Genomic DNA, 25,769 nt, shown 5'->3' with positions numbered 1-25,769 from the left:
ATTACTCCGTGATGACGTTTTTCAGCTAAATTTGCTCCCAGTCTTTCATAAAAAAAGTGGTTCTGTAGATCACAAAACCACAAAACCACAAAATTTCCCAAACAAAAATTAATTAACTCACCTAACGAACTGCGCCATGGGTAGAAACAGTATCAATGGGTTTCATTAAGTACAAACGCAAAAACTGCCACCCATGAGAGATATAAATGGGCAGTTTTTGGAAGAATTGTAAGAATTTGGGCGTTTTGGAGTTGGCGATCGCAGTTAATTTTTCATTATTCTGGATACACACATCTAAACGCTGATAAAACTCAGGATTATCTACATCCAGCATCAAGGGGAAGACTCGACCCGCATTTTCATTGGTCTTTTTAATCACATAGATGTCGTATTCTCGTGCATCCAGACCAATAGAAGCATAAAAATCTTTACGCTGAATATCATTGAGATACATAGTAGCAAACACTGACAACAAGAAAAAGCGGCTCCACAGCTTGGCTTTCCAATCGTTCAACATTTGCGGCTGCGATCTCATAATAGCGTCAAAGAAATCCCCATGACGGTTTTCATCTTGACACCAGTTTTCAAAGAACCGGAAAATTGGGTAGATTCTATCTTCAGGATTTGCTTCTAAATGACGATAAATAGTGATATAGCGCCAATAACCAATTTTTTCTGAAAGATAAGTAGCGTAGAATATGAATTTTGGCTTAAAAAAGGTATAAGCGCGGCTCTTAGTCAAAAAGCCCAAATCTAGGGACAGATTGAAGTCTGACATAGCTTTGTTCAAAAACCCTGCATGACGAGCTTCATCTCGCGACATGAGGTTAAAGCACTCAGCTAATACGGGGCTTTTTCCCTTTAAACGGCGACCCAGTTCTTTGTACAGTAAAAATCCCGAAAATTCTGCTGTACAGGAACGTTCTAGGAATTCCACGAATAATCGGCGAGTTTCCCCGTCAATATGCTCCCAGGATTGCTCAAACTCCCCATCTCTAACGAAGTGATGGCGGTTGTAGTCAGCACGGAACTCTTCTAGGATGGCTTGTAACTCGTCTTCATTGATGGAGATGTCCATCTTAGCCATCTCATCAAAATCAGTGGTGTAAAAACGGGGTGTTAATAGGGTTTCTTTAGCCGGGACTTTTACCCCTGGACGGATTTCTTCAAAGCCTGGTTTTTTGAGGGAATCTACCATGTTTTAATTGCTCTTTTGTCTTTAGGATCTTGAGTACAAAGCCTATACCAATTTTTTTGTCAATGTGAGAATACATCCGGGTGTCCAGATGATTATATCTGTTACACATTCTGAGTCAATTGGTATGGGGGTCATGCTCTCGCAAGGCGCAGGAGACCAGAATAGTTTATTTGTATAAAGTTCAGTCTACCAACATGCAGCCCAGAATTTAGTATATAAAAAGTTAAGAGTTGCAACAATATTTGCTGCTGGGAGGAACTAATCATCAGCAATTATAGCAACCGCCAAGGTAATTTAAGCATAAACTATAAGTAGTCCCTTTTCATGTGAAGCGATCGCTTGCTACAGGTATATGCCCAAGCCGTACAGTTACGACCTTCGTCAAAAAGTAATCCAAGCGATTGAACTCGATGGCTTGAAGAAAACTCAAGCCAGTCAAATGTTTAATATTAGTCGCAACACCATCACCCTATGGTTGAAGCGAAAAACCGAAACGGGGGACTTCCAAGCCTTGCCTAATCAGCGTCCTGGGAATGGTCACAAAATTACCGATTGGGAAAAATTTCGTGAGTTTGCTTCCGTACATGGCGATAAAACCCAAGTAGAGATGGCCTCACTTTGGCCTGAAGAAATTAGCGATCGCACAATCTCAAGAGCTTTGAAAAAAATTGGTTTTACGCGAAAAAAAAGACTTATGGCTACCGTGAGCGCGATGAGGTCAAACGACAGGCTTTCGTAACGCAGTTGTCTGAGTTACCTGTGGAGAAGATTGTATACCTCGATGAGTCAGGAATGGACAACCGAGACCAGTATGATTACGGTTGGAACTCAAAAGGACAGCGCTTCCATGCACTTAAATCAGGTCGTCGTGAAGGTCGGGTGAACATAATTGCCGCGCTGTGTAACCATAAGCTGATAGCTCCTTTCACTGTTGAGGGTGCGTGTAATCGAATAGTATTTGAGACTTGGCTTGAAGCTTGTTTGCTTCCCACACTCAAACCAGGACAGGTTGTGGTGATGGATAATGCCACATTTCATAAAGGTGGGCGCATTCAACAACTGATTCAGTACGCAGGGTGTGAAGTGCTGTACCTACCACCTTATTCTCCAGACCTGAATCAGATTGAAAAATGTTGGTCTTGGTTAAAAAGTCGAATCCGCAAAAAACTTGAGCGGTTTGATTCTTTACGAGATGCCATTGAGGATGTCTTGCTTTTTGCGTCCTAACCTCCTTGGCGGTTGCTATAGTAGTCAAACCAATTAATATTCCCTATCTTCGTGAATGAGTTTGTTAGAGGATGTTTGTCAAGTCATGATTAGTGTATCAACTATTGCTTGACCCCACCCTAACCCTCCCCTTATAAGGGGAGGGGACTGGATTTTATTGTTTTTTGTGTGTTCACCAATCCTTCCCATTCCCTATTCCCTGTTCCCTGTTCCCTGTTCGGTGTGTTCCCCATTCCCTAAGATAAAAATTACCTGTTGAAAACTTATAAAACATCCTCTGAGAATGTTTCCCAAAGTATTATCTGTTAGTTCTCCACACAGAACAAATAAAATTGAAGGTAGAGCATTTTACCACCTGAGAAAGGAGCTTCCAAAATTATTTAAAAGCCTAATGGGATCTTCAAGTATGCTGACAGTTTTGATTCCTGAGATCAAATAAGATGATCTAAACTCTGTTACGGCTGCTGCTGGGGTTGTCCCCATATTCAGTATCAGAGTAAATTTTCAGTATTTCTGACGGAAACTTGAAAAATAATCTGAAAAATAGTAATAAGGGAAAACCAAATACTTTGAGGTTATATATTAAGAGACCCCGGAGGTATTGGGTTGGTATGTGTAAAATCTATCATTAACTGAGTTGGGTGCGAAATAGATGGGACAAGGTTCTTTGCAAATCGGCTTAACGCTGTGTATTGTTATAGGGATGGTACCAGTTTTGGGAAGGTACATGGCGCGTGTTTTCCAGGGAGAAAAAACGCTGCTAGACCCCTTCATGAAGCCCATAGAGCGCGGCTGCTTGCTTTTAATCGGTGTGGGTAGGAAAGATGATGGTTATGGCGGTAAGTCGCAGACCGTTGGGGAATATATTCGCGCAGTCTTGTACAGCAACCTAATTATGGGGGCTTTAGTATACCTGATAATATTTTATCAGAGATTTTTACCTTGGAATCCCAATGATTTTGATGCGCCTAGCTGGGATATATTGCTGCATACAGTTGTTTCATTTGTGACTAATACTGGACAGCAACACTACACCGGTGAAACCACCTTAAGTTATTTTAGCCAAGTAGCAGCTTTAGGCTTTTTGATGTTTACCTCAGCCGCCACAGGTTTAGCGGTAGGAATTGCGTTTATTCGGGGCTTAACAGGTCAAAAATTAGGTAACTTTTACGTTGATGTCACTCGTGCCATCACAAGGATATTCCTACCAATCTCAATTATGGGGGCGATCGCTCTAGTTTTCTGGGGTGTGCCGCAAACATTAGCTGACACCCTAGTTGTAGAAACCTTAGAGGGAAGAACCCAATATATTGCCAGGGGGCCAGTAGCCTCCTTTGAGATGATTAAAATGTTAGGTGATAACGGCGGCGGTTTTTTTGGCGTTAACTCAGCCCACCCCTATGAAAATCCCAATGGTGCCACTAATTTAATCGAAACCATAGCCATGATTGCCATTCCGGCATCTTTAATTTACACCTATGGCATATTTGCGAAAAATATGAAACAGGCTTGGCTGCTGTTCTGGATGGTATTTGTAGTATTTATAACTCTCATGTGGGTAACAGTAGGGGGAGAACAACAGGGTAACCCTCAGGTGAATGTCATATTGGGATTAGAACAACCGAATTTAGAGGGCAAAGAAATTCGATTGGGTTGGCTACAAACATCACTCTGGGCAGTGATGACTACGGCTACCATGAGCGGTGCTGTGAACGGGATGCATGATTCATTAATGCCCGCAGGATTATTTTCCACCTTATCGAGCTTATTCCTACGCATTATCTGGGGAGGTCAGGGAACTGGCATAGCTTACCTATTTACTTACCTAATTCTGACTCTATTTTTAATGGGGTTGGTAGTGGGGCGCACTCCCAAATTGTTAGGGCGCAAAATTGAAAGACGAGAAATTATCCTTGCCAGTGTGGTGCTGCTGATTTATCCAATAGTGGTTTTAATTCCCAGTGCTATGACATTAGCTTATCCTGTTTCCCTATCTGGAATTACTAATCCTGGATTTCATGGCATTTCCCAGGTAGTTTATGAATATGCGGCTGCTGGTGCAAATAATGGATCGAGTTTACAGGGATTGAATAATAACACCCTGTGGTGGAATTTAAGTACCTGTTTGAGTATGTTTGCCGGGCGTTACATTCCGATGATGGCGATTTTGCTGTTAGCTGACGGTATATCTGGTAAACCAAAAATCCCAGAAACCGCTATTACCCTTAAAACCAATTCGCTCTTATTTACGGTTGCTACGGCTGGATTGATCATGATTTTGGCAATGCTGGCTTTCTTACCAGTATTGGCCTTAGGTCCGATTGCCGAGGGTTTGCAACTAGCTGCCGGTAGTTAGAAGATGAGTTATTAGTCAACATTTCCCCAAGATCACATAAAATGAACGTTGCACCTGCCTCTGAAGGTAAATCATCACGTTTTCGTCCCGGCGCGGGGGGAACTTTACCGAGTCATCGCCGCCCCACCCTCAAAAAAGCCAAGATAAATAGCAAAAGACTTTATATCAAAGCCATAAGGGATGCTTTTATCAAGCTGCATCCCTGGTATGCAATCAAAAATCCAGTCATGTTTTTGGTTTGGCTGGGGACACTTGTCACCCTAGTATTCACTATTGCGCCCAACTTATTGGGGCCAGCGCCGGAAAATCACCCACACATCGTTTACGGCTTGTTGACAGCAATTTTGTTTCTCACTGTTTGGCTGGCTAATTTTGCCGAAGCATTGGCACTGGGACGGGGTCAAGCCCAAGCAGATGTACTGCAAACTACAAAGTCAGAGGCGATCGCCAAAAAACTGGCCAGCGATGGCACAATTACCGAAGTTCCTGCCAGTAGTCTCAGAGCAGGTGACACCATATATTTGGTGGCTGGGGATATTATTCCTGCCGATGGCAAAGTGATCATGGGTGTGGCCTCTGTGGATGAATCATTAATTAGCGGTGAAGCCGTACCAATACTGAAAGAATCAGGTAATCATGTTGCCAGTTCGGTCATCGGCGGTACACATATCATCTCTGATGAGCTGATTGTTCGCATCACATCTGACCCAGATCAAGGGTTTATTGACCAGATGATCGCTTTATTAGCAGGAACAACACGCAGGAAAACACCGGGTGAAATTACCTTAATGATTTTCCTCACAGTTTTGAGTTTACTTTCTCTGTTAGTGGTGATGACTTTGCCGGCATTTGCCCATTATGTGGGTATTCCGGTGAGTGTACCCATTTTAATCGCCCTGTTGGTGGCGGTGATGCCCACTACCATCGGCGGATTATTCAATACTATTAGTATTGCTGCCATGAATGGAGTTGCCCAATTTAACATTATTGCGACTTCTGGAGAAGCCCTGGAAGCTTGTGCTGATATCACCACGGTGATCTTTGACAAAACACGGACAATTACCTTTGGTAATCGCTTGGCACAAGAATTTATCCCCCTCAATGGACATTCATTAGAGGAGATGGCTAATGTTGCCTTGGCTGCAAGTGTATTTGATGATACATCAGAAGCAAAATCAATTACCCGAGTAGCACAAAGCTTAGGGGGACGACTTGATTTTGACCTTAACCAAGCCGTAGGGGTAAAATTTTCCGAGGACACCCGCATGAGTGGCACAAACTTCGACCGGGGGCATAAAGCTCGCAAGGGTGCGGTAGGAGCAATTAAAGAATTTATTCGTCTGTGCAATGGACAAGCCCCTGCAGAATTGAATTCTGTCTGCCAAAAGATTTCCCAACAAGGAGGTACACCCCTAGCAGTTTGTCTAGATGAGGAAATTTATGGTGTGATTTACCTCAAAGATATAATTAAACCTGGTATCCGCGAGGCTTGTCAGCAGTTAGGCTACATGGGAATCAAGACCATTATGCTCAGTGGGGACAACCTGATCACCACATCTGTGATTGCCAACCTTGCAGGGGTGAATGACTTTATTGGTGAAGCGACACCAGAGGATAAAGTCAGTATTATCCACACAGAACAGGCAGCAGGTCAAGTAGTGGGAATGATAGGAGACGGGTCTAATGATGCTCCGGCGCTCCTCAAGGCCAATGTCGGCGTTGCCATGAACACAGGTAGTCAAACTGCTAAAGAAGCAGCCGATATCATAGATTTGGACTCTGACCCGACAAAGCTGATTGATCTAGTAAGTATGAGTCGCAATGTAGTAGTTACCCGTGGTGGGCTAACTATATTTTCCCTGGCGAATGATATTACTAAATACTTTGTAATTATCCCATTGATTTTTACGGCCGCTCATCTGCAAGGTTTAAATATCATGAATTTGTCCAGCCTGAATTCGGCTGTAATATCGATACTAATTTATAATGCTGTGACGATTCCGGCTCTAATTCCTTTAACTTTGAGAGGTGTAGAGGTAAAATACCTGCCAACCAGTCAACTGCTACTGCGCCATCTGTTGATTTATGGTTTAGGTGGAATAATTGCATCTTTGTTCGCGATTAAATTCATAGATATGCTAATTGCGACCACTGACTGGGGATAGAAACGCCCCAATTTTATGCTGTGAATTATCCCTGTTCATCTGTGTAATCCACGGGAAGCCGCTCAGGAGGCTACATCTGTGGTCAACTAATCTTTCCTGAACTAGAAACTCATCGCCAATAAATTTTTATGAATTTTATTCGTGAAACTATCACAGCTGTTCGCATGACCCTAGTGCTTTGGTTACTAACGGCAATAATCTATCCCCTGGGTATCTTGCTCATAGGTCAAGCCTTGTTTCCTTTTCAAGCTAATGGCAGCGTTATGGTAAATTTAGACAATCAGGTAATTGGTTCAGCTTTGATTGGTCAGACATTTACATCAGACCGTTATTTTCACGGACGTCCCAGTGCTGTGAGATATAGCGAAGGAAAACAAGCCAGCCCGACGGGGATATCTGGCGCGAGTAATTTTGCTCCTAGCAACCCAGCACTGTTAGAGCGAATTGTGGAAGAAGCAAATCAATTACAAGAGCAGAATATTGAACCCCTGGGTGATTTAATTTATGCTTCTGGTTCTGGCTTAGACCCGCATATTTCTTTGAGATCCGCCCGCCAGCAGTTGAGCCGAGTGGCCCGCGCCCGGGATGTGGGAGAAAATGACATAATACCTTTAATCAATAAGTATACTGATGGGAGATTCCTGCGGACTTTTGGTGAGCCGGGTGTGAATGTGTTGCGATTGAATTATGCTCTTGACTTACAGGAGATTAACTTTCCTTGACTTCTCCCTTGGTTGAAACACAAGGGATTCTAAACTGATGTTGCTACGCGGTCTGAAGACACGCTACGCAATGTTTACGATATGATTTATTTAACCTAATGAACAAGTCATATCGTTGTGGCACAGTCAAAGATGCCCTACCCACCTCGGCTAAACATAAACCTAGCTGTGTGGTTACTTTTCTTAAAATATTTGCTGCTGCTTGAGCATCTGCGGAGGTTAATAATCCTTGTAGTTAAACCCGCTCCCTTCTCAGGAAAGGGGCGGGTATGAGATTGTGTACTTGAAGAAATCCGCAATCCCATGACCGAGGAAAATAATTAGGCTTGACGTGAGTAGTATTCCACTACCAGCAGCTCATTGACTTGTAACGCCACCCATTCTCGTTCAATAACGCTGTTAACTTTACCGGTCAACTTAGCTTTGTCAAATTCCAAATGACTGGGGAGGTTGGCTAATCCTGGATATTGTAAATTGGCTTCTACTAACTTCCGGGAAATTTCGCGGTCTCTGACTGCAATGACTTCACCGGGGCGACACTGGTAACTAGCAATATTGACTCTGCGACCGTTAACCGTTACATGACCGTGATTTACCAGCTGACGAGCTGCTGGAATGGTGGGAGCCATCCCCAAACGAAAAACGGTGTTATCCAGGCGCATTTCTAACAGTTGTAGTAGCACTTGTCCGGTGGAACCGGTGACGCGTCTAGCTTTACGCACATAGCGCAACAGTTGCTTTTCGGTTAAACCGTAGTTCATCCGAATCTTTTGCTTTTCTTCTAGACGAACTGCATACTCAGAGCGTTTTTTGCGGTTCTGACCATGCTGTCCTGGTGGATAGGCTCGTCTAGCACTTTTACGACTTAATCCTGGCAATTCGCCTAAGCGACGTACAATTCTGAGGCGTGGCCCTCTGTATCGGGACATGAGTTTCCTTAATCTATTCCTGTTAACTTTTAACTAGACATTGAATTTTGACACTTTCCTGATTATACATCAGGAAATTCTTGGTGATCTGAAACTGGTGACTTTGATCTTGTTGACACTCCCCACGGCTAGAAGCCGGGGGATTCTTGCTTCACGGGGATTCCAATGAATTTACCCTCCGCAAGCATCTTGACCGTGTGCCCCACGGCTGCAAGTTTGCGGGTAAATGGTTGTTTTACTCGCTTTGAGCATTATATCACTGTGGCTAAAGCCAATCAATCGTTTGCAAGCTGCTCTGGGTTGAAAAATTGCCTTTGATGCTATGGGGGGAGCCGGGGGTTAGAAACCCCCGTCTCAAAGCTAAAGTCAGATAAATCTGACTAGAAGATCATATATTTGATGGTCCTGACGGGATGCGATCGCGAAGCGCTGCTATTAAAGGCGATCGCGCCAAAGTGAGTAAGATCCCCGACTTCTTAGATAATTGGCATAATCTCATATAATCTGTCCAGAAGTCGGGGATCTGTGTGAGTCGAAGATCATGTATTTGATTATCTTGACGGGATGCGATAGCGAAGCGCTGCTGCAAGCAGATCGTGAAACGCTGCTGTTAAAGGCGATAGCGAAGCGCTGCTGCAAGCAGATCGCGTAACACACGGGAAATTTACCCAGATATCATAAATATTGAACCCAGTACCGGCGAAATAGTTTTATATTCCCAAGAATCTATCTTTAGATAGATGACAAGATTACCTAAATAGTATCACTGAGGCTTAGGTATCAAAAAAATATTTATTTACATATGATTTAAAATCAAATGTGATATTATTGGTCTAATTTGATTCAAAATACGTTAAATATCGATTAGTTTTCAGTAACATTGACGCTACGCACTGTTACTAGATTTATGGCTGCGCAGTAGTTGTAAATCCCCAATCATCCCACACAATAAATGGTATAAATTATGGCAAATGTCAAGCAAATTTTGCACGGATTCCCAGATGCTGCTACATCTCAACAGGATTTAGGTGATAAGTAAGTTTGAGAGGATGTTTGTCAAGTCATGATTAGTGTATCAACTATTGTTTTACCCCACCCTAACCCTCCCCTTACAAGGGGAGGGAACTGGATTTTATTGTTTTGGTGTGGTCGGTGTGTTCCCCATTCCCTATTCCCTGTTCCCTAAAATAAAAATTACCTGTTGAAAACTGATCAAACATCCTCTGAGAGATAATTGTCAAATTTTCTGATCTGCTTGCTGTGTAGGCATTTCAAATGCTACCAGTCAATCAGAATAGTTACAAACTATTCATATTTAGTCGATTGTTGCTTAACAATTAAGATCGCAAATTCTACTCAAATATACCTGAATCGCCATCTGGGTAGGCAAATCACATAAAGTTAATTTTGTCAAGGGTTATTAAGATGCACTTACCCTGGTTGAACTATACCCTCACCGGACATTCAGATTACGTTTATTCAGTAGCCTTCAGCCCGGATGGTCAAACCTTAGCTTCTGGGAGTGGGGATAACACCGTCAAACTGTGGGATGTCGCCATCCGGCGGTCAATCGCTACTCTCACCCGGCGGTTAATCGCCACCATCACCGGACATTCAGAGTATGTTAATTCAGTAGCCTTCAGCCCGGATGGTCGCACCTTAGCTTCTGGGAGTAGGGATAAGACCATCAAACTGTGGGATGTAGCAACCCAAGAGGAAATCGCCACCATCACCGGACATTCAGAGTATGTTAATTCAGTAGCCTTCAGCCCGGATGGTCGTACCTTAGCTTCTGGGAGTGATGATGAAACCATCAATATTTGGCAAAGGAATTTATCTGACAACAATGATAAAGGTGATGAACAGGATGATGGCGATGAACAGGATGATGGTTATGAACAGGTAGATGGTTATGAACAGGATGATGATGATGAACAGGATGATGGTTATGAACAGGATGATGATGATGAACAGGATGATGGTTATGAACAGGTAGATCAAAATCCTGAATTATCTGAGCTAAAAAATGCAGCAAATAATGATGCTTGGGAAGATTTAACAGAATGGATTGCTGAATCTATTTGTGATATTAATTTCACCGCAGCTGGTGAATCAGTTACAAGATTAATCACAAGAGTCCGACATAAAACTCCCCGTGAAATAGCACAGAGACTAATTATTCATAAATCCTTACAAGCAGCAGGATTAGAATTAATTGGAGATGTGGTAGCAACGGTTAATAATATTTTAGATGGATTAGGAGCAGAGGGGATTGATATACCAAAAATAGCCAAATTAGGGGCAGAAATGGTTTATCAAATCGCAGAGATTTATGGATTTAATATGGATGCTCCCGAAAGAAAACAAGAAGCTTTATTTATATTTGGCTTTATTTTCTCAGGAGAAAAAATAATAGATATAGGAATAGATTGGTTAAAGTTGGGTTACATTAATAAAATACTAAAAGTGGGTATTAAAGCCTTAATGATTTATGGTCTAGGTCATGTGGCTTGTTTCTATTATGAATATAAAGATAAATTTGAATTTAGTCTCATTCCTCCAGATGATTTACTTAATAAATTGCGTCGAGAAAGAGATGATTACTTCCCAGATGATGTATCAGAAGCAACTGTCAAACAAAAATTAATAGTAGAAATTTCCATTGCTTTCCCTGAAATTACCTATGAACTTTTAGAGTGTCTACTAGCAGAAAAGAAATGGAGAGAAGCAGATGCAGAAACAGAATATATAATTTCAGAGTTATTAAATAGAGAGATTAAAGACGACACTAGCAAGATATTTACCAAAGATATCAATCAAATTAATCAGTTATGGTATCATTACAGTCAAGGTAAGTTTGGTTTCCAAGTCCAAAGAGATATTTTTCATCAATCTGATATCAATAAAGAAATTGGTAAGTTTGGAGAAGCATTAGGTTGGCGTGGAGAAGCATTTTTAGGTATTGGTGCGTTTAGTTGGAAAGACTATGATGAATTAGTTTTTGAACTTGATCAATCACCCAAAGGACATCTACCTGCTTTTTGGTTTCATAAATATGAAAAGCACAAAGGTTTTATTGTCAAATCTTATTTGAAACCAATACTAGAAAGAGATGATTGGCACAATATAAAAGCTTTAACTTTATCTGAAGATAATTAGCACCAACACTTGATGATGGTGGGGTTAACTTACTTCTCCAAGCTTTAACCAGAGACGAATCAGCCGATGTCAAGGATGCGGCTTATAATCTCCTGTACTCTAAGTATGGCAAGTTAATTGAGTCTGTAAACGCTTATCAAGCACAAAAATCACTAACATCATGGGAGTTAGAATATACCCTCACTGGACATTCATATTAGGTTTATTCAGTAGCCTTCAGCCCGGATGGTCGCACCTTAGCTTCTGGGAGTAGGGATAAGACCATCAAACTGTGGGATGTCGCCACCCAAGAGGAAATCGCCACCCTCACCGGACATTCAAATTACGTTTGGTCAATAGCCTTCAGCCCCGATTGTCGCACCTTAGCCTCTGGGAGTGTGGATAATAAAACTTAATTAATACTTCATTAGTAGGTAATATTAAAGAAGGTCACGAAAGTAGGGGCAATTCATGAATTGGCCCTAGGCAAAAATAGGGTTTTCAGCCACATCTTGCGTAAGTACTATAATATTATGGGCAATAATCCCCTGAAAAATTCTCATCATTATTTAATAATCTCAAAACTTATATGATTATTAATTCTATAAAATAAAAAATCAGAATCAATAGTAAGAATTTGATAAAAACCAGTTTTCTCCGCGGTCAATACCAAAGTAGCATCAGCCAAATCCATTGGTCTATCTTGATATTTCTCCATTAATACAAACAACCGATTATAATCACTAGATTGAATTTCATAGATAGTGAGCAAACCGTCTAAAAGCATTTGCCCCAGTTGTTTTTGCATCACCCAACCGCCTCTATGAAGAGAAAGATACATCGCCTCAGTCAAACAAGCCCAAGTTGTCACCATAGGTTTACTGACACGCATCACCAGATTTTTATAAATTTGATGTTGCGGTTGTGTGCAATCTACTAAACAAAGCAAAACTCCTGCATCACACAGAATCATAACTCTAAACCCTGCTGACGATATTTTGCCAGCAAACGTTGTTGATACTCATTCTGCGGTTCATGATTTAATATAGATAATTGATCAACCTTTTCAAACCACCGCTTCCACCTATCGGTTAAAGATTCTGAAGATTGAACATTAACTGCTTGATTTTGCTGTTGTGCAATCAAGAAATCAATAAACTCATCTACCCTCGATACCAGAGGATCTGGTAATTGTTGTAACTTATTAACCACAACTTCACGAGTATTCATAGATTTATTCCTTTACTCTGTACTTAATGATAACCTAATTATCCCCCGCAATCTCTTTAATATTATGTGCAATAATCCCCTCTAACAAATGCACCTCTTGATTTAACTTTTCCAACTCCTGATTTAACCCTAAAATCTCCTCAATAAACTCCTCCTCCGTCTTCCCATCTTCCTTATGCAAAAACCACGCAAAAATAGTAGTAGAAGATTTAAACGTTTCTGGGATGATTTCAAATCACTTAGCCCAAGTAATAGCTGATTGCAGTTGATGAAATGCGATCGCCCCTAGAAGCAGCAGAAATCAGAGCTACAGAAAACCACTCAAAGATCAAGTAGTGTTAAACTTCAAAAGCACCAACACCTTAAACTGGGTATACATGATGGGTGGGTAAAAATGGTCAAAATCACTGGACGTAAATTTGTAGGTCGAGAAAATGTTTATGATATTGGGGTTGAGGGTGACCATAATTTTGTGATTAAAAATGGTCTGATAGCCTCTAATTGTTTCAATAAGTCTCATTCCACTGCCTATGGATATGTAACTTATCAAACTGCGTATTTAAAAGCTAATTATCCATTGGAGTATATGGCGGCACTGTTGACGGCGAACAGTGGCGATACGGATAAGGTGCAGAAGTATATTAATAACTGCTCTAATATGGGGATTACAATAGATGCCCCTGATATTAATCGTTCTGGTCTGGATTTTACACCGATAGATGGAAAGATTTTATTATTTGGATTTACAGCAGTGCGGAATGTGGGACAAAATGCGATCGCCTGTATTTTGTCTGCAAGAGATGAGGGGGGTGATTTTAAGTCCCTAGCTGATTTTTGCGATCGCGTGGATTTGCGTGCCATTAACCGGCGGACTGTAGAATCTTTGATTCAGTGTGGAGCTTTCGATAAAATTCAACCAAATCGTCACCAATTAATCTGTGATTTAGAACTAGTTTATGATTGGGCGCAATCCCGAGCCAAAGATAGGGCTATAGGTCAGGGGAATCTTTTTGATTACTTAGGTACTAGTAATAATACCAGTAAGCAAACAGGGAATAATAGTTTTGAAACGGTTCCCAAAGCTGAACCTGTGGCTGATTTGATGCCCCAGGAAAAGTTACGTATGGAAAAAGAATTACTGGGTTTTTATGTATCAGATCACCCATTGAAGTCCTTAAAGCCAGCAGCATCGCTGCTCACTCCGATTAACCTTTCACAATTTAAAGAACAAACAAAAGATACGAAAGTTTGTGCAGTGGTCATGCTGAACAATGTCAAAAAAGTGATGACTAAGAAAGGCGACCAAATGGCAATTTTACAAATAGAGGATTTAACTGGACAATCGGAAGCGGTGGTTTTTGCCAAAACCTATGAACGTATCAGTGAGCAACTCGAAGTTGATGCGAGGTTAATTGTCTGGGGTAAAGTAGATCGGCGGGATGATCAAAATCAACTGATTGTTGAGGACATAGAAAAAGTTGAGCAGGTACAAATGGTAATGGTGGAACTGAATCCGCAACAAGTAAGTGACATCCAAACCATGCATAATTTAAGGACGATTTTACAAGAACATTCAGGGGACAAAGAAAGGGCAAAAACCCCGGTGGTGGGAATTATACAATCAGAAACTTCTCGGGAATTGGTTCGCTTCGGTTGGCAATATTGCGTCCAAGATTCTCGCGGTACAGTGCAAGCCTTGCAAAATGCTAGATTTAGCGCACATCTAAAATCACTCACAGGTAGTTAACATCTGTGGAATTTAGAATTATATTTTCTCTTGAGGAGGTTTGGCAATGCCTTGCTTGAGGAGATTTGCCTCAATTTCCCTGATGAATTGCATATCTTCGGGGGACAGGGGCTGGTTTAGGTTTCCAGAATCTTCGCTGAAAGCGGGTTGCTTGTGGAGAAAATCGAATGCTTGGCGGAATTCATGGGGACTGGCTTTAATAGGCGAATCAAAATGACAAGCAATAATCTGGCGAAAATCCCAGGTTGCTACTTGTTCAGCCCACTTGAGGACTTGTTGAGGTGCTTGGGGTAAAATGAGAACTTGGAGGATGGGGGCTACAAACGGGCGTCCATTACCTTGGAGCATATAGAAAGACTTTTGCCAATCCTCTCGCCACCGAAAGGGAAATAAACCAAAGTAAGCTTTTGGTGAATGGTCTGGTGCTTGGAAAGCATCGCGCAGCATTTTGCCTAATCCAGTGGTTTCTAAGGAATGAGGACTAAAGTAGACTGCAAATAGTGAAATACGTTGCCATCCTTTGCGGCGATTTTCTGGATGATCTGTGATGGCTTCCCCTCCATGATCCCGAGCATGGAATAGTAAGGGGTAAGGGTCTAACTGGTTGATTGGGGGTGGTTCTTCGGGTATGGACAGTATGGAGTCAGTCAGAAGTAGGGTGTGCGATCGCTTGTGAAAAAATGCCACTTCTACAAATGAACCGCGTCCCAAGTTGATATCCAGCACCTGATAATCAAACTCATCAGCAAAAGGACTGTCACTACTATCTTCTGGAAGTACCTGAGTGCGTTCTGGGGGAAAACCCAGCCAACTCAGGGGTAAATTGATGGGGAAACTCCATTGATGGGGCGCAACAAAAACCTGTGCTTGGGGGAAGCGGCGAGCAAAAGGACCAACAAAAACCTTATGTTCTAGACCGGAGCTAGTGGGTAGAATGATGTATTTAACATCGCCGTGTTGTGTGACTAAGTTGTTAACGAGGCGGACACATTCAGGAGTGGGAGCAACTGGGGCGTAAACCAGAAGACCTCCCCGTGCAAGTTTCACCACAGTCATCCGAATGGGCACAACAGTGTAAAGAATGCCTTGAAGCTGATCGAATGTCCAGATAGTATCTTTGACTATTTCTGAGCAAATTGTCCGCCGTTTACCGTAGGGATATAGAGGTACAGCGGGCCAGAAGTGCCATGACCAATCTCGGGGATGAGTACTGGGTTGTTCCATTTATGTCTGTGGACGTTGAGGTTTTACACTGTTAATTGTGATTATTGCCACTAAGGCTATGGCGAAAATTAGTGCCAGGTTTCTCAGTAAAGAATTTTGCCAGTGCTTGATTGCGATCGCCACCAATGCCCAAACTGTGACTCCTGTATAGGCAAAGTCTTGGTGTTGGGTGACAATGAGGGCGGCAATAGTAAAAGCCGCTAATAACATAATAGCAGAAATGTTGAATGTCTTTACAAAACTTTACATAATTCTGTATAGTAGTCTTATCAAGGGTGAAAATGTCAACATAGCATAATATCTTCCATCCAATGGACGTAACTGATTTGTTGACACATACAGGCTTGGAGATAGCGAAATTTATCTAATAACTTATCACCCCATTCTTTAGGAATAGAGACGAGTCCTAAAATTAGATAAGCGATGAGACTTGCATACAGTTGAATCGCAATACCATTCACATTTTTAGTAATTAATTTATCCAGCTTCAAGTGCATCTTTAAGAACTTCCATAACAGTTCGACTCCCCATCGACAGCGATAAATATCCCGGATATCTTCATCTGTCACTGGTGCTTCTCCATCGGCTGGTAAATTAGTAACCAACCGGAATTCTACTTCAGTTTCTAAGTCACAAAAATTAATCACTCTATAAGCTTTAGCATCTTTAGCTGAACCAATTTTTACTAGTCCAGTTTCTGAATCAGGCTCTAGTTTCCAATTATTTTTTATTCGTAAAACAAAATACTTACTAGCTTGGTTTAATTCGTCGATAAAATTTAATCCGGCGAAGCCCCTATCCATTACTCCAACAGCATCTGCTGGCAATTTAGACATCATTTTTGAGCCAAACTTATAATCATGTTTATGCCCAAAATTGATGAAATTATCCTCTGGAATTCCCGTGGCAAGATTGAGAGAACTAAAAAGCTTTACTTGGTGATGACCTAACACCCATAGTAATTTACTTGTCAATGTGATGACGGTTGAATCAATTGGACATATTGCGTATTTATTATGTAACTTCTTCTGGGCTTTTTTCTGAATTAATTGATTTAATTGCTGATATATTTTTTGGAATGGTTCTTGGCTTCGATGTGTGTTGGCTTTGGAGAATGTGCCAATATTCACGCTAAACCCTGTATGATTTAATCTTTTAAATAAATCCCGCATACTCGTTAAGCTATTATCCAGTGCATAAGCTAGCCAACACTCCACGTAATCGTCATTAAACAATACCTTTTAGATAGCTAGCCCAAATTTTAATATATTTTGGGCAATTTTTATACCCTCTTTCTTAACATTCAACACTTGTGGTATGAAATACAACGGAATCTGTTTACTTTAGTTGTACGTGAGCATATTTTTGCTAATCTTAATAGCGATCGCATGATCTAGATATCATAGATCATATTTTTTGTCAATGCGTAAGTCCTAGACCAGTAAAGCTAAAAAAGGCAAGGGTAAGAAACAAAAAGCAGGTTTGAATATTTTAGCTGCTGACAAAAGTGTTCAAGTTATACTAATAAACCTCATCGGTGGGATAACCGAGATCAAGGAAGTGGCCCGAATCATCAGCAATTTTGTACAGCAGGAAAAACATGAGGTGAAATCAACAACTGGAACTTGTAGTAGCAGAACCCCCCGAGGTGAACATTTTCCGTCTTTGGTTGTCCGCATTGCGGGATCTGAGTTCGCCGAGGCGAAACAATTGTTAGGGGGATTAAATACTAAACCTGATGCTCTGATAGTACTGGAAAATTTAGATGAGGCAGTGGCAGCATCTGTGAGTTTGACCAGAGGATAATTGCTCAAGCTACTAATAATGTTTTATGAACTTAACACCAGATAGCAAGGTATTAATTCAGGGCTTTTCTGAGTTGATTTCAGCAAATCATATTGCTCAAATGCAAGCTTACGGTACAAATTTGGTTGCAGGTGTCAATCCCGGATGTGGTGGACAGCAATTCTACAATCTGCCGATCTTCGACTTAGTAGAGGAGGTAGTAGAGGAATTCGGCGTAATTGATACAGCGATTATATGCGTACATCCGTACCAAGTTTTAGATGCAGCATTAGAAGCGATCGCCTCTCATATCAGTCAGATTATCATCATTTCAGGTGGGGTGCCACCTTTGGATATGGTGCAATTACTGCGTCAGTCAGAAGCAGGTGAAACCTTAATAGTAGGTCCCAACAGTCCGGGAATTATTGTACCGGGGAAAATCCTTTTGGGTACTCAACCTAGTGAATTATATAGACCAGGAGCGGTTGGTATCGTTAGCCGCAGCAGTACCCTCACATACGAGGTTGCTTGGGAACTAACTAAAGCTGGTTTAGGGCAATCCATTAGTGTCAGTATTGGTAGTGATGCGATCGTCGGTTCATCCTTTCTGCAATGGCTGCAAATTCTCGATGAAGATGAAACTACACAAGCGATCGTTTTAGTCGGTCAACCAGGTGGTGATAGTGAAGAAGCAGCAGCAAAGTATATTGCTGAAGCCATTGATAAACCAGTCATTGCTTACATTGCAGGTAGACACGCACCAAGACCAAAAAATTGGCGACAAACTGGAACTTTGGCGACGGTGATTGGACGTGAACCTAATTTTGGCACAGCACAAAGTAAATTAGCTGCTTTTGAAGCCGCAAAAGTGACTGTTGCTGAACGTCTTTCTCTGATTCCAGAATTGGTGCAAAAGGCGATCAAGTCTTGAGTTACAGCCAATAGAAGCCAATCCCACCCCCTTCTACATATTGTCTTGGTATTCTGCTAACAGGTGGGGGATGTAATCATATCCATCTACACCAATAATCGCCATCATTTTAGGGCGATGTTGCTTTAGTAGCTCTTGGAAAGCTTCCCCTCCAATTTGTCCCTGTAAAATTGTCAGTAAACCAGCTATTTGTCGCCATTCACTAGAAGCAATTTGCTTTAATAGATACATTCCTAAGCTACCAGTATAAATAGCTTTTTCTGAGTTTTGTAAGTTATAATAAGCTTCAGATAAGTAAGCTAAATTCCGACCTTGGAGATATAAATCTCCAGCAACTTGGGCTGTATTAAACCCATTTTCTAAATAGGGAATTGCCGCGGATGATTGACCGATAACTAAATAGGCAATACCTAAGCTACTAAAACATAGAGCTTTACTTTGAATATCGCCTAATTGTTCTGATAACTTTAACCCTTGTTCTAAATAATTAATAGCTGTTTCATAAACCTCTGTTTCTACTTGTTCTAGCTGTTGCGCCTCCATAACTTGGCTGTAACCTAAATTTACCAGCGCATTGGCTTGTGCTGTCCTTTCCCCTCCTTGGCGACTGAGCATTAATGCTCTTTGACTGTAGTTAATGGCCTGAGCATAATTTTTCTGTTGTACATAGGTACGACTCAGGTGGTTGAGATTGGCGAGTTCACAGGGGAGGTCACCGGCGTTTCTAGCGATCTCCAGTGCTTGCTGGTGAAACGCAATAGAACGCTGATATTGTCCTAAAGCCCGTTGTGAATAGCCTAAAAGGGTAAGAATTCTAGCTTTTTGCTGATTTCCCTCTACTCGTCGCAGTGGTTCATCCAGATAATCCAAAGCATCCCGTAAGTAACCACCAGAAAAAGAGGCAAAAATGCCACCATACAGGGGAAAATAGGGACGCTGGGCAAAGTTGCGCAGGTTCTGGAGCATAACTTGAGAGCAGCCATGACTGTACATGGGTTGATGATCAAAACCAGTTGCTAACTGGCTCCAAATGACTGCAAAGGTTAAGAATGTAGAAATGGACAACTTTGATCCTGCTTGGACGTTGTAAGCCTGTTGGTCGAACCAGTTAACTAAACCTCGTTGCAGGTATTGTAAAATTAATCCTAGTTCTACCCAGTCACTCAGGCTGATACTGCCTTGCTGTTGTGCAAATTCCCAGACAGATTGTTCCCTGGCTAGGGCGCGAAACAGTGCTTGACATACATTACTATTAACCTGCTTTGCCCAAGTTGCCCAAGGGCCAGTTTCTGTGGGAACGCCACCAAAACCTAATTGTTGATTGCTTTCATACATCCAGCTGACTAAGTGTTCTTGCAGTCGTTCCCAATTAGCTAAACCGCGGGTAATTCCCTGGGAGATTTCCTGTAAGTCGGTATCTACTTGAGCAAATTGTTGTAACCCACTGGCTAACTGCTTTGTTGACTGTATATTTAGTGGTTGCTTTTGATTGGGGTCGATAACACGTAAAAAAATCGTCAGACGTTCATCTGTAGCGGCCGTGGTAATTTCTTTAATTGCGCTGGCGATCGCTTCTGTGGTTTGATAGTGCTGGGAATATCTTTGCCATTGAGTTTGAATAGTTTTCACCGCTCTCAATTTGCGGTTGGCTTTGGCTTTTTTCAGTTCATCTGTTTGGGTATCCACTTGGCTTTGAATGCTAGTGAGGCGATCGCTCAACACCAGTTCAAATATTTCTCCTGTTCCCGCCTTAATTTTATTTTGCAATATTTGATACACCATTTCTACAGAGCTAATTTTGCCCTGGAGGGTAGATTCCACAATTTCATCAATTAAAGCGAGATAGCTATCGCGTATTGGCACAGATTCAGACACTTTAGCTCCTGGGAAAGGTAAACCCCTATTCTAACAAAATCGCCATCAATCCCCAGGGGTCACCAACTGGGCGGCAGAATTAAAGAACTGACGATATAATCCTCTGGTGACTAAAATACTTGTCAGCAAGTTAGCCATGGCCACCATAAAGATAATTACAATTTCGTAGTATACAGCGTCAAGGGGACTAATTCCGGCGATTAACTGTCCCGTGGTGATTCCCGGAATAGCCACCATACCCATGAGCATCATTTGATTGAGAGTTGGTAAAAATGCGCTTCTAATGGCTTGTTTCCGGTATTGGCTAACTGCTTGCTGGGGAGTTGCACCTAAGCTCAAGTGTGTTTCTATTTCTACAGACTGTGAATTCATGGTACTTACAAGACGTTCCCCGGCGATCGCCGCTGCATTCATAGCATTACCTAATACTATCCCTGCTAGAGGAATTACATAACGGGGTTCATACCATCTGTCTGGTTGAATAATCAAGAAGTTAGTATAAATAACCGTCAAAGCTGTACTAATTAAAATTGCGCCCCATACCAAAGGTAAAACCTGGGGAATTTTCACACTGATGCGATTTCTGGCCACCATAGCTGTAATAGTTAAGATTACTGCTAAAATCGCCAAAACTCCCCAAACGTTATCCAAAGCAAAGATGAAGTCTAAAACGTATCCTAATACTAGTAGTTGTAAGATAGTTCTGCCGGTAGCCATAGCTAAGTTTAACTCTAGTCCTAACCTTTCCCAGGTAGATAAACCGATAGCTATGGCCATGAATCCCACCGCAATCACTAAATCAACCAAATCCAGCTTAATTAAATCCTGCATAAGTTATTCATCTCCCACAGACTGACTGCTTAACAATGGTATTCTCAACCATACAATAATTACAGTAAAAACCCACCTTTGATGGGTATCCGTGGCGACATCTTGAGTAAGTTGTTTAATAAAAATAAACGAGCCTCAAAATTGGCTGTTCCAGTGCATCCTTTGTATTTTCACAGCAAATGAAAACTTATGATCCAGAGCGTAAATTCCGTCCCTGCCTTTGATATTCAGCACCAATACGCTACTATTGCAGCAGAAGTGAGTGCGGCGGTTTTAGAAGTTTTAACTTCTGGGCGTTATATTGGTGGCCCTGTAGTAGAAAGCTTTGAGCAACAGTTTGCCGCCTATCATGGGACTAATCATTGTATAGCTTGTAACTCAGGTACTGATGCTCTCTATTTAGCTTTACGAGCTCTGGAAATTGGTACAGGTGATGAAGTGATTACCACACCCTTTACCTTTGTGGCCACGGCTGAAGTTATTAGCGCGGTGGGTGCGACACCAATTTTTGTGGATATTGACAGTAATACTTTAAATATTGATTTGCAGCAAGTAGCCGCAGCCATTACACCTCAAACCAAAGCCATTATCCCGGTGCACTTATTTGGTCAACCGGTAGATATGACAGCACTTATGGCCATCGCTAAGTCTCACAATTTAGCAGTGATTGAAGATTGCGCTCAAGCCACAGGTGCAACCTGGGATAATCAAAAAGTTGGTAGCATAGGAGATATTGGCTGCTTTAGTTTCTACCCTACTAAGAATCTCGGGGGTTGCGGTGACGGTGGAGCCATTACTACCAATGATCCTCAACTAGCAGCAAAATTACGGATACTCAAAGAACATGGGCAGAAAAATCGCTATTACTACGAAGAAATTGGCATAAATAGTCGCTTAGATAGTCTGCAAGCGGCTATTTTGCAAATTAAACTCCGTTATCTTGATACTTGGAATCACCAACGACGAGCGATCGCCGCTTATTACCAGCAGTTTCTCAGTCAAATTCCAGATATTATTGTCCCCCAAGAACTATCCGGGGGGCTGAGTGTATGGAATCAGTATACTATTCGCATTTCCAGCACTGAGGGAATAATGCGCCCCAACTACCGAGACTGGGTACGGAGTCAACTCCAAGAACGGGGGGTAAATTCCATGGTTTATTATCCCCATCCTTTACATTTACAGCCAGTATATCAATATCTAGGCTATCAGCCGGGACAATTACCAGTAGCTGAGTTAGTTTGTAATCAGGTGTTATCTTTGCCCATGTTCCCAGAACTGACACAGTTACAGCAAGACCAGGTGATTTATGCTCTGAAAGACAGCTTGGGGTAGAGAAGTATTACCCAGGGGGAGGGAGACAAAAAACTGTCCCATCCCCAAAATAATTAACAGTAATGGAAAAAGTCCCAGATAGCGAACTTCTTAAATAAGTCCGCTATCTATGGTTTCGATTCGATTCATGTCCCCAGCCAGTGGGGACAATGCAGGATTAAGACAGCAGACCGAAAAATAGCTGATTTCTACCCTTTGGTAATATAGCTGGGAGGATAGAAAATTTGAATCTGTATTATCAAATGAGTTCTCCTATAACCACCAACAGAAACTAATAAGAAAATGTATAGCAACCGCCAAGGAGGTTAGGACGCAAAAAGCAAGACATCCTCAATGGCATCTCGTAAAGAATCAAACCGCTCAAGTTTTTTGCGGATTCGACTTTTTAACCAAGACCAACATTTTTCAATCTGATTCAGGTCTGGAGAATAAGGTGGTAGGTACAGCACTTCACACCCTGCGTACTGAATCAGTTGTTGAATGCGCCCACCTTTATGAAATGTGGCATTATCCATCACCACAACCTGTCCTGGTTTGAGTGTGGGAAGCAAACAAGCTTCAAGCCAAGTCTCAAATACTATTCGATTACACGCACCCTCAACAGTGAAAGGAGCTATCAGCTTATGGTTACACAGCGCGGCAATTATGTTCACCCGACCTTCACGACGACCTGATTTAAGTGCATGGAAGCGCTGTCCTTTTGAGTTCCAACCGTAATCATACTGGTCTCGGTTGTCCATTCCTGACTCATCGAGGTATACAATCTTCTCCACAGGTAACTCAGACAACTGCGTTACGAAAGCCTGTCGTTTGACCTCATCGCGCTCACGGTAGCCATAAGTCTTTTTTTTCGCGTAAAACCAATTTTTTTCAAAGCTCTTGAGATTGTGCGATCGCTAATTTCTTCAGGCCAAAGTGAGGCCATCTCTACTTGGGTTTTATCGCCATGTACGGAAGCAAACTCACGAAATTTTTCCCAATCGGTAATTTTGTGACCATTCCCAGGACGCTGATTAGGCAAGGCTTGGAAGTCCCCCGTTTCGGTTTTTCGCTTCAACCATAGGGTGATGGTGTTGCGACTAATATTAAACATTTGACTGGCTTGAGTTTTCTTCAAGCCATCGAGTTCAATCGCTTGGATTACTTTTTGACGAAGGTCGTAACTGTACGGCTTGGGCATATACCTGTAGCAAGCGATCGCTTCACATGAAAAGGGACTACTTATAGTTTATGCTTAAATTACCTTGGCGGTTGCTATATGTGGTGTTGGGTTTCGTTTCCTCAACCCAACCTACTACTAATCATGACTTGACAAACATCCTCAGTTCAACACGCCCTTCCTTTTGTAGTTCTTCTAAAAATCATCCCGAAATACTCCAAAACACAGGCTTAAAAAATCAGGATATTTGGTTAGACTTAATCAAGCTATATACAGGTAACTTGATGTTTTTAAAAACTATTACCGTTGTAATCAACAAAAATTATGATGGTGAAGTTGCGGATTTTTTAGCAGAAAATACATTACATATTACCCAGCAAATGCAGTCTTATTTTCAAGATAAATTTAACCGTTTATCACCTATAGAAAAACAAATAGTATTACAACTGAGTAAATTTGAAAAACCTATTTCCAGAGAAGAATTAAGACAAAGTTTAATACAAAAAAGTTTAACGCAAAAATTAAATTTATCCTCAGTTGATTTTAATAACGGTTTACAATCTTTACAACAACGGTATTTAGTAGGTAAACAGAAAGAAGATAAAGTCATGTTTTCATTATCTTCCGTTTTTCGGGAATATGTGAGAAATTTAAACTAGATCCCCGACTTCTTTGATCATCATCTTCATAATTGATCACTCATGATAGAAGTCGGGGATCTGATACCATTTAGATTTTATATCGGAAATAGCACCTTTAGCCATAGATGCGATCGCCTTATCTTTCGCTTTTGGTGTAGTTAAATAGTTTAATATTTTTTTATTGTATTAAATAATAAGTAATGATATTATTTATCCCCAATTTCTTTAAGAAATCAGGGATATCAAATCTACAACTAACACCAAATGCGACCACGACGGAAAGGTTTATCAGGTTCAGTTTGTTGGGCTTTTTGTCTAGCCATTTTTGCAGGCGACGACGCGGAGTAAGTCACCCCATGAACAAGTCAAAAGTCAAAAACTTTTCAATTTGATTTTTGGCTTGATAATTGGGGTTTTCTCCTTGGGTTTGTTAGTATCGTAGTAGCTGACATAGCTGATTATTAGCCCTTACCCCATCAAAATGAGCAAACAATATGAAAACAGTTGACAAGAATGACTTAAAAGCTAATTTACTAGAATTTTTGCAACTTGTAGAATTGCAAGGTGAAGAAATTTTAGTTACTGATGGAAGTAACCCCGTTGTGAGAATTTCTCCCTATCAACAAACCCCTACTACTGAAGAATTATTTAAGAATATGCGCGGCAAAATTAAGTATTTTGAAGATATAACTACCCCAACTACAGAGGAATGGCAGGAAGTATAAAAATTGTTCTTGACACCTGCCAAATCCAGTTCCCTCCCCTTACAAGGGGAGGGTTAGGGTGGGGTAAAACAATATTTGATACACTAATCATACCTTTTAAAACATTCTCTTAGAAACAAGAGATGAACTATGAAATATAGTATTTTAATTCAATGGTCTGAGGAATATCAAGCGTATATTGCCTTTTTACCTGAGTGGGGAAAATATGCCAAAACCCACGGAGAAAGCTATGAAGAAGCACTGGAAAATGCTAAGGAAGTGTTAGAAGATTTGCAGTATGGCTATAATCAAATCGGTAAGCCTCTACCACAGCCGCAGATACTCAAAAAAACCGCTTAAAAAACACATAATCTGACAATAATGATATCTGATAGGGTAGATGTAGGTTGGGTTAAGCGACAGCGCAACCCAACAAAATTAAATCACAAAATCACCGAAACATTGGGTAACATCCGTCAACCCAACAGACACAATTTAAATAACATCCTGTAAATCCTGAAATCCTGTACTTCGACTATGGCTACGCCACCCAGGCTATCGCTGAGTAACCG

Annotated in this window: 22 protein-coding genes and 3 pseudogenes; 13 read left to right on the top strand and 12 right to left on the bottom strand. The window is 41.3% G+C overall.

Translation table 11 applies throughout. The annotated features are described in order from the left end of the window. Positions 1–121: 121 nt before the first annotated feature. Positions 122–1,198 (bottom strand): magnesium-protoporphyrin IX monomethyl ester (oxidative) cyclase, encoded by a 1,077-nt coding sequence (gene acsF, locus IM676_RS02765; RefSeq protein ID WP_200987665.1) that lies wholly within the window; start codon positions 1,196–1,198, stop codon positions 122–124. Between the two features lie 352 nt (positions 1,199–1,550). Between acsF and IM676_RS02760 the strand changes: the two genes are divergently transcribed. The 4 genes from IM676_RS02760 to kdpC all read left to right on the top strand — a co-directional run bounded on the left by IM676_RS02760 (position 1,551) and on the right by kdpC (position 7,668). After that, positions 1,551–2,425, top strand: a protein-coding gene (locus IM676_RS02760) for an IS630 family transposase (protein WP_200986959.1) whose coding sequence is annotated in 2 segments (ribosomal slippage) — positions 1,551–1,880 and positions 1,883–2,425 — 873 coding nt in all. Because the reading frame shifts where the segments join, the coding sequence is not laid out codon by codon here. A 652-nt stretch (positions 2,426–3,077) separates the two neighbouring features. Next, a complete protein-coding gene (gene kdpA / locus IM676_RS02755; protein ID WP_200988865.1) occupies positions 3,078–4,781 on the top strand; it encodes a potassium-transporting ATPase subunit KdpA in 1,704 nt (567 codons plus the stop codon). 41 nt (positions 4,782–4,822) lie between these two features. After that, positions 4,823–6,946, top strand: coding sequence for a potassium-transporting ATPase subunit KdpB (gene kdpB, locus IM676_RS02750; RefSeq protein ID WP_200988864.1), 2,124 nt, complete (start codon positions 4,823–4,825; stop codon positions 6,944–6,946). Positions 6,947–7,074: 128 nt separating this feature from the next. Further along, positions 7,075–7,668, top strand: coding sequence for a K(+)-transporting ATPase subunit C (gene kdpC, locus IM676_RS02745; protein ID WP_200988863.1), 594 nt, complete (start codon positions 7,075–7,077; stop codon positions 7,666–7,668). 320 nt (positions 7,669–7,988) lie between these two features. On the opposite strand, the gene rpsD is transcribed toward kdpC, so the two are convergent. Then, positions 7,989–8,597, bottom strand: coding sequence for a 30S ribosomal protein S4 (rpsD, locus tag IM676_RS02740; protein ID WP_200988862.1), 609 nt, complete (start codon positions 8,595–8,597; stop codon positions 7,989–7,991). 1,449 nt (positions 8,598–10,046) lie between these two features. Here rpsD and IM676_RS20110 point away from each other — a divergent pair. Together IM676_RS20110 and IM676_RS20105 are read left to right on the top strand one after the other, a co-directional pair. Continuing rightward, positions 10,047–11,756, top strand: a pseudogene (locus IM676_RS20110) (GUN4 domain-containing protein); the annotation flags it as partial. Between the two features lie 173 nt (positions 11,757–11,929). Beyond that, positions 11,930–12,151, top strand: a pseudogene (locus IM676_RS20105) (WD40 repeat domain-containing protein); the annotation flags it as partial. A 149-nt stretch (positions 12,152–12,300) separates the two neighbouring features. Here IM676_RS20105 and IM676_RS02725 read toward each other — a convergent pair. From IM676_RS02725 to IM676_RS02715, 3 genes are read right to left on the bottom strand one after another with little or no spacing between them, the layout of a single operon-like run. Next, positions 12,301–12,708 carry a type II toxin-antitoxin system VapC family toxin gene (locus IM676_RS02725; protein WP_200988860.1) on the bottom strand — a complete coding sequence of 136 codons (408 nt, stop codon included), beginning with the start codon at positions 12,706–12,708 and terminating at the stop codon, positions 12,301–12,303. Beyond that, positions 12,705–12,965, bottom strand: coding sequence for a hypothetical protein (locus IM676_RS02720; RefSeq protein WP_200988859.1), 261 nt, complete (start codon positions 12,963–12,965; stop codon positions 12,705–12,707). The genes IM676_RS02725 and IM676_RS02720 overlap by 4 nt, the downstream gene beginning before the upstream one ends. Before the next feature lie 34 nt (positions 12,966–12,999). Further along, the gene (locus tag IM676_RS02715) at positions 13,000–13,146 is read right to left on the bottom strand and encodes a hypothetical protein (RefSeq protein WP_200988858.1); all 147 of its coding nucleotides are present in this window, start codon (positions 13,144–13,146) and stop codon (positions 13,000–13,002) included. 213 nt (positions 13,147–13,359) lie between these two features. Between IM676_RS02715 and IM676_RS02710 the strand changes: the two genes are divergently transcribed. Further along, a complete protein-coding gene (locus IM676_RS02710) occupies positions 13,360–14,712 on the top strand; it encodes a helix-hairpin-helix domain-containing protein (protein WP_200988857.1) in 1,353 nt (450 codons plus the stop codon). 18 nt (positions 14,713–14,730) lie between these two features. On the opposite strand, the gene IM676_RS02705 is transcribed toward IM676_RS02710, so the two are convergent. From IM676_RS02705 to IM676_RS02695, 3 genes and pseudogenes are all read right to left on the bottom strand, one after another. Next, positions 14,731–15,936 (bottom strand): DUF4336 domain-containing protein, encoded by a 1,206-nt coding sequence (locus IM676_RS02705; RefSeq protein ID WP_200988856.1) that lies wholly within the window; start codon positions 15,934–15,936, stop codon positions 14,731–14,733. Beyond that, the gene (locus IM676_RS02700; RefSeq protein WP_200988855.1) at positions 15,937–16,146 is read right to left on the bottom strand and encodes a hypothetical protein; all 210 of its coding nucleotides are present in this window, start codon (positions 16,144–16,146) and stop codon (positions 15,937–15,939) included. A gap of 74 nt (positions 16,147–16,220) precedes the next feature. Then, positions 16,221–17,156, bottom strand: a pseudogene (locus IM676_RS02695) (IS4 family transposase); the annotation flags it as partial. Positions 17,157–17,418: 262 nt separating this feature from the next. Between IM676_RS02695 and IM676_RS02690 the strand changes: the two are divergent. Together IM676_RS02690 and IM676_RS02685 are read left to right on the top strand one after the other, a co-directional pair. Further along, complete coding sequence (locus IM676_RS02690; protein ID WP_200988854.1) at positions 17,419–17,742, top strand: hypothetical protein; 324 nt, start codon at positions 17,419–17,421, stop codon at positions 17,740–17,742. 25 nt (positions 17,743–17,767) lie between these two features. Further along, on the top strand, positions 17,768–18,652 hold the full coding sequence (locus IM676_RS02685; RefSeq protein WP_200986974.1) for a succinate--CoA ligase subunit alpha: 885 nt from the start codon (positions 17,768–17,770) through the stop codon (positions 18,650–18,652). Between the two features lie 33 nt (positions 18,653–18,685). Here IM676_RS02685 and IM676_RS02680 read toward each other — a convergent pair whose 3' ends face one another. Continuing rightward, on the bottom strand, positions 18,686–20,527 hold the full coding sequence (locus IM676_RS02680; protein WP_200986973.1) for a tetratricopeptide repeat protein: 1,842 nt from the start codon (positions 20,525–20,527) through the stop codon (positions 18,686–18,688). Between the two features lie 45 nt (positions 20,528–20,572). Further along, positions 20,573–21,358, bottom strand: coding sequence for an ABC transporter permease (locus IM676_RS02675; protein WP_200986972.1), 786 nt, complete (start codon positions 21,356–21,358; stop codon positions 20,573–20,575). Between the two features lie 189 nt (positions 21,359–21,547). Between IM676_RS02675 and IM676_RS02670 the strand changes: the two genes are divergently transcribed. After that, positions 21,548–22,693, top strand: coding sequence for a DegT/DnrJ/EryC1/StrS family aminotransferase (locus IM676_RS02670; protein ID WP_200986971.1), 1,146 nt, complete (start codon positions 21,548–21,550; stop codon positions 22,691–22,693). A gap of 305 nt (positions 22,694–22,998) precedes the next feature. On the opposite strand, the gene IM676_RS02665 is transcribed toward IM676_RS02670, so the two are convergent. After that, positions 22,999–23,873 (bottom strand): IS630 family transposase gene (locus IM676_RS02665; RefSeq protein WP_200986959.1). Its coding sequence is split into 2 segments (ribosomal slippage): positions 22,999–23,541 and positions 23,544–23,873, totalling 873 coding nucleotides; the frame shifts between segments, so codons are not numbered across the junction. Between the two features lie 50 nt (positions 23,874–23,923). On the opposite strand from IM676_RS02665, the gene IM676_RS19685 reads away from it, so the two are divergent. After that, entirely contained in the window at positions 23,924–24,511 is a 588-nt protein-coding gene (locus IM676_RS19685) for a hypothetical protein (RefSeq protein WP_225880335.1), read from the top strand. Between the two features lie 236 nt (positions 24,512–24,747). Here IM676_RS19685 and IM676_RS02655 read toward each other — a convergent pair whose 3' ends face one another. Beyond that, the gene (locus tag IM676_RS02655; protein ID WP_225880494.1) at positions 24,748–24,816 is read right to left on the bottom strand and encodes a cyanobactin biosynthesis PatC/TenC/TruC family protein; all 69 of its coding nucleotides are present in this window, start codon (positions 24,814–24,816) and stop codon (positions 24,748–24,750) included. Positions 24,817–24,987: 171 nt separating this feature from the next. On the opposite strand from IM676_RS02655, the gene IM676_RS02650 reads away from it, so the two are divergent. Both IM676_RS02650 and IM676_RS02645 read left to right on the top strand, forming a co-directional pair. Beyond that, positions 24,988–25,218: a type II toxin-antitoxin system Phd/YefM family antitoxin gene (locus IM676_RS02650; protein ID WP_200986970.1), complete on the top strand. Its 231-nt coding sequence runs from the start codon at positions 24,988–24,990 to the stop codon at positions 25,216–25,218. A 129-nt stretch (positions 25,219–25,347) separates the two neighbouring features. Further along, complete coding sequence (locus tag IM676_RS02645) at positions 25,348–25,557, top strand: type II toxin-antitoxin system HicB family antitoxin (protein ID WP_200988853.1); 210 nt, start codon at positions 25,348–25,350, stop codon at positions 25,555–25,557. Positions 25,558–25,769: the final 212 nt, after the last annotated feature.

Origin of the sequence: Anabaenopsis elenkinii CCIBt3563, from assembly GCF_015245355.1 — a bacterium.
GTDB lineage: Bacteria > Cyanobacteriota > Cyanobacteriia > Cyanobacteriales > Nostocaceae > Anabaenopsis > Anabaenopsis elenkinii.
This window is presented reverse-complemented; position numbering and strand designations above follow the sequence as displayed.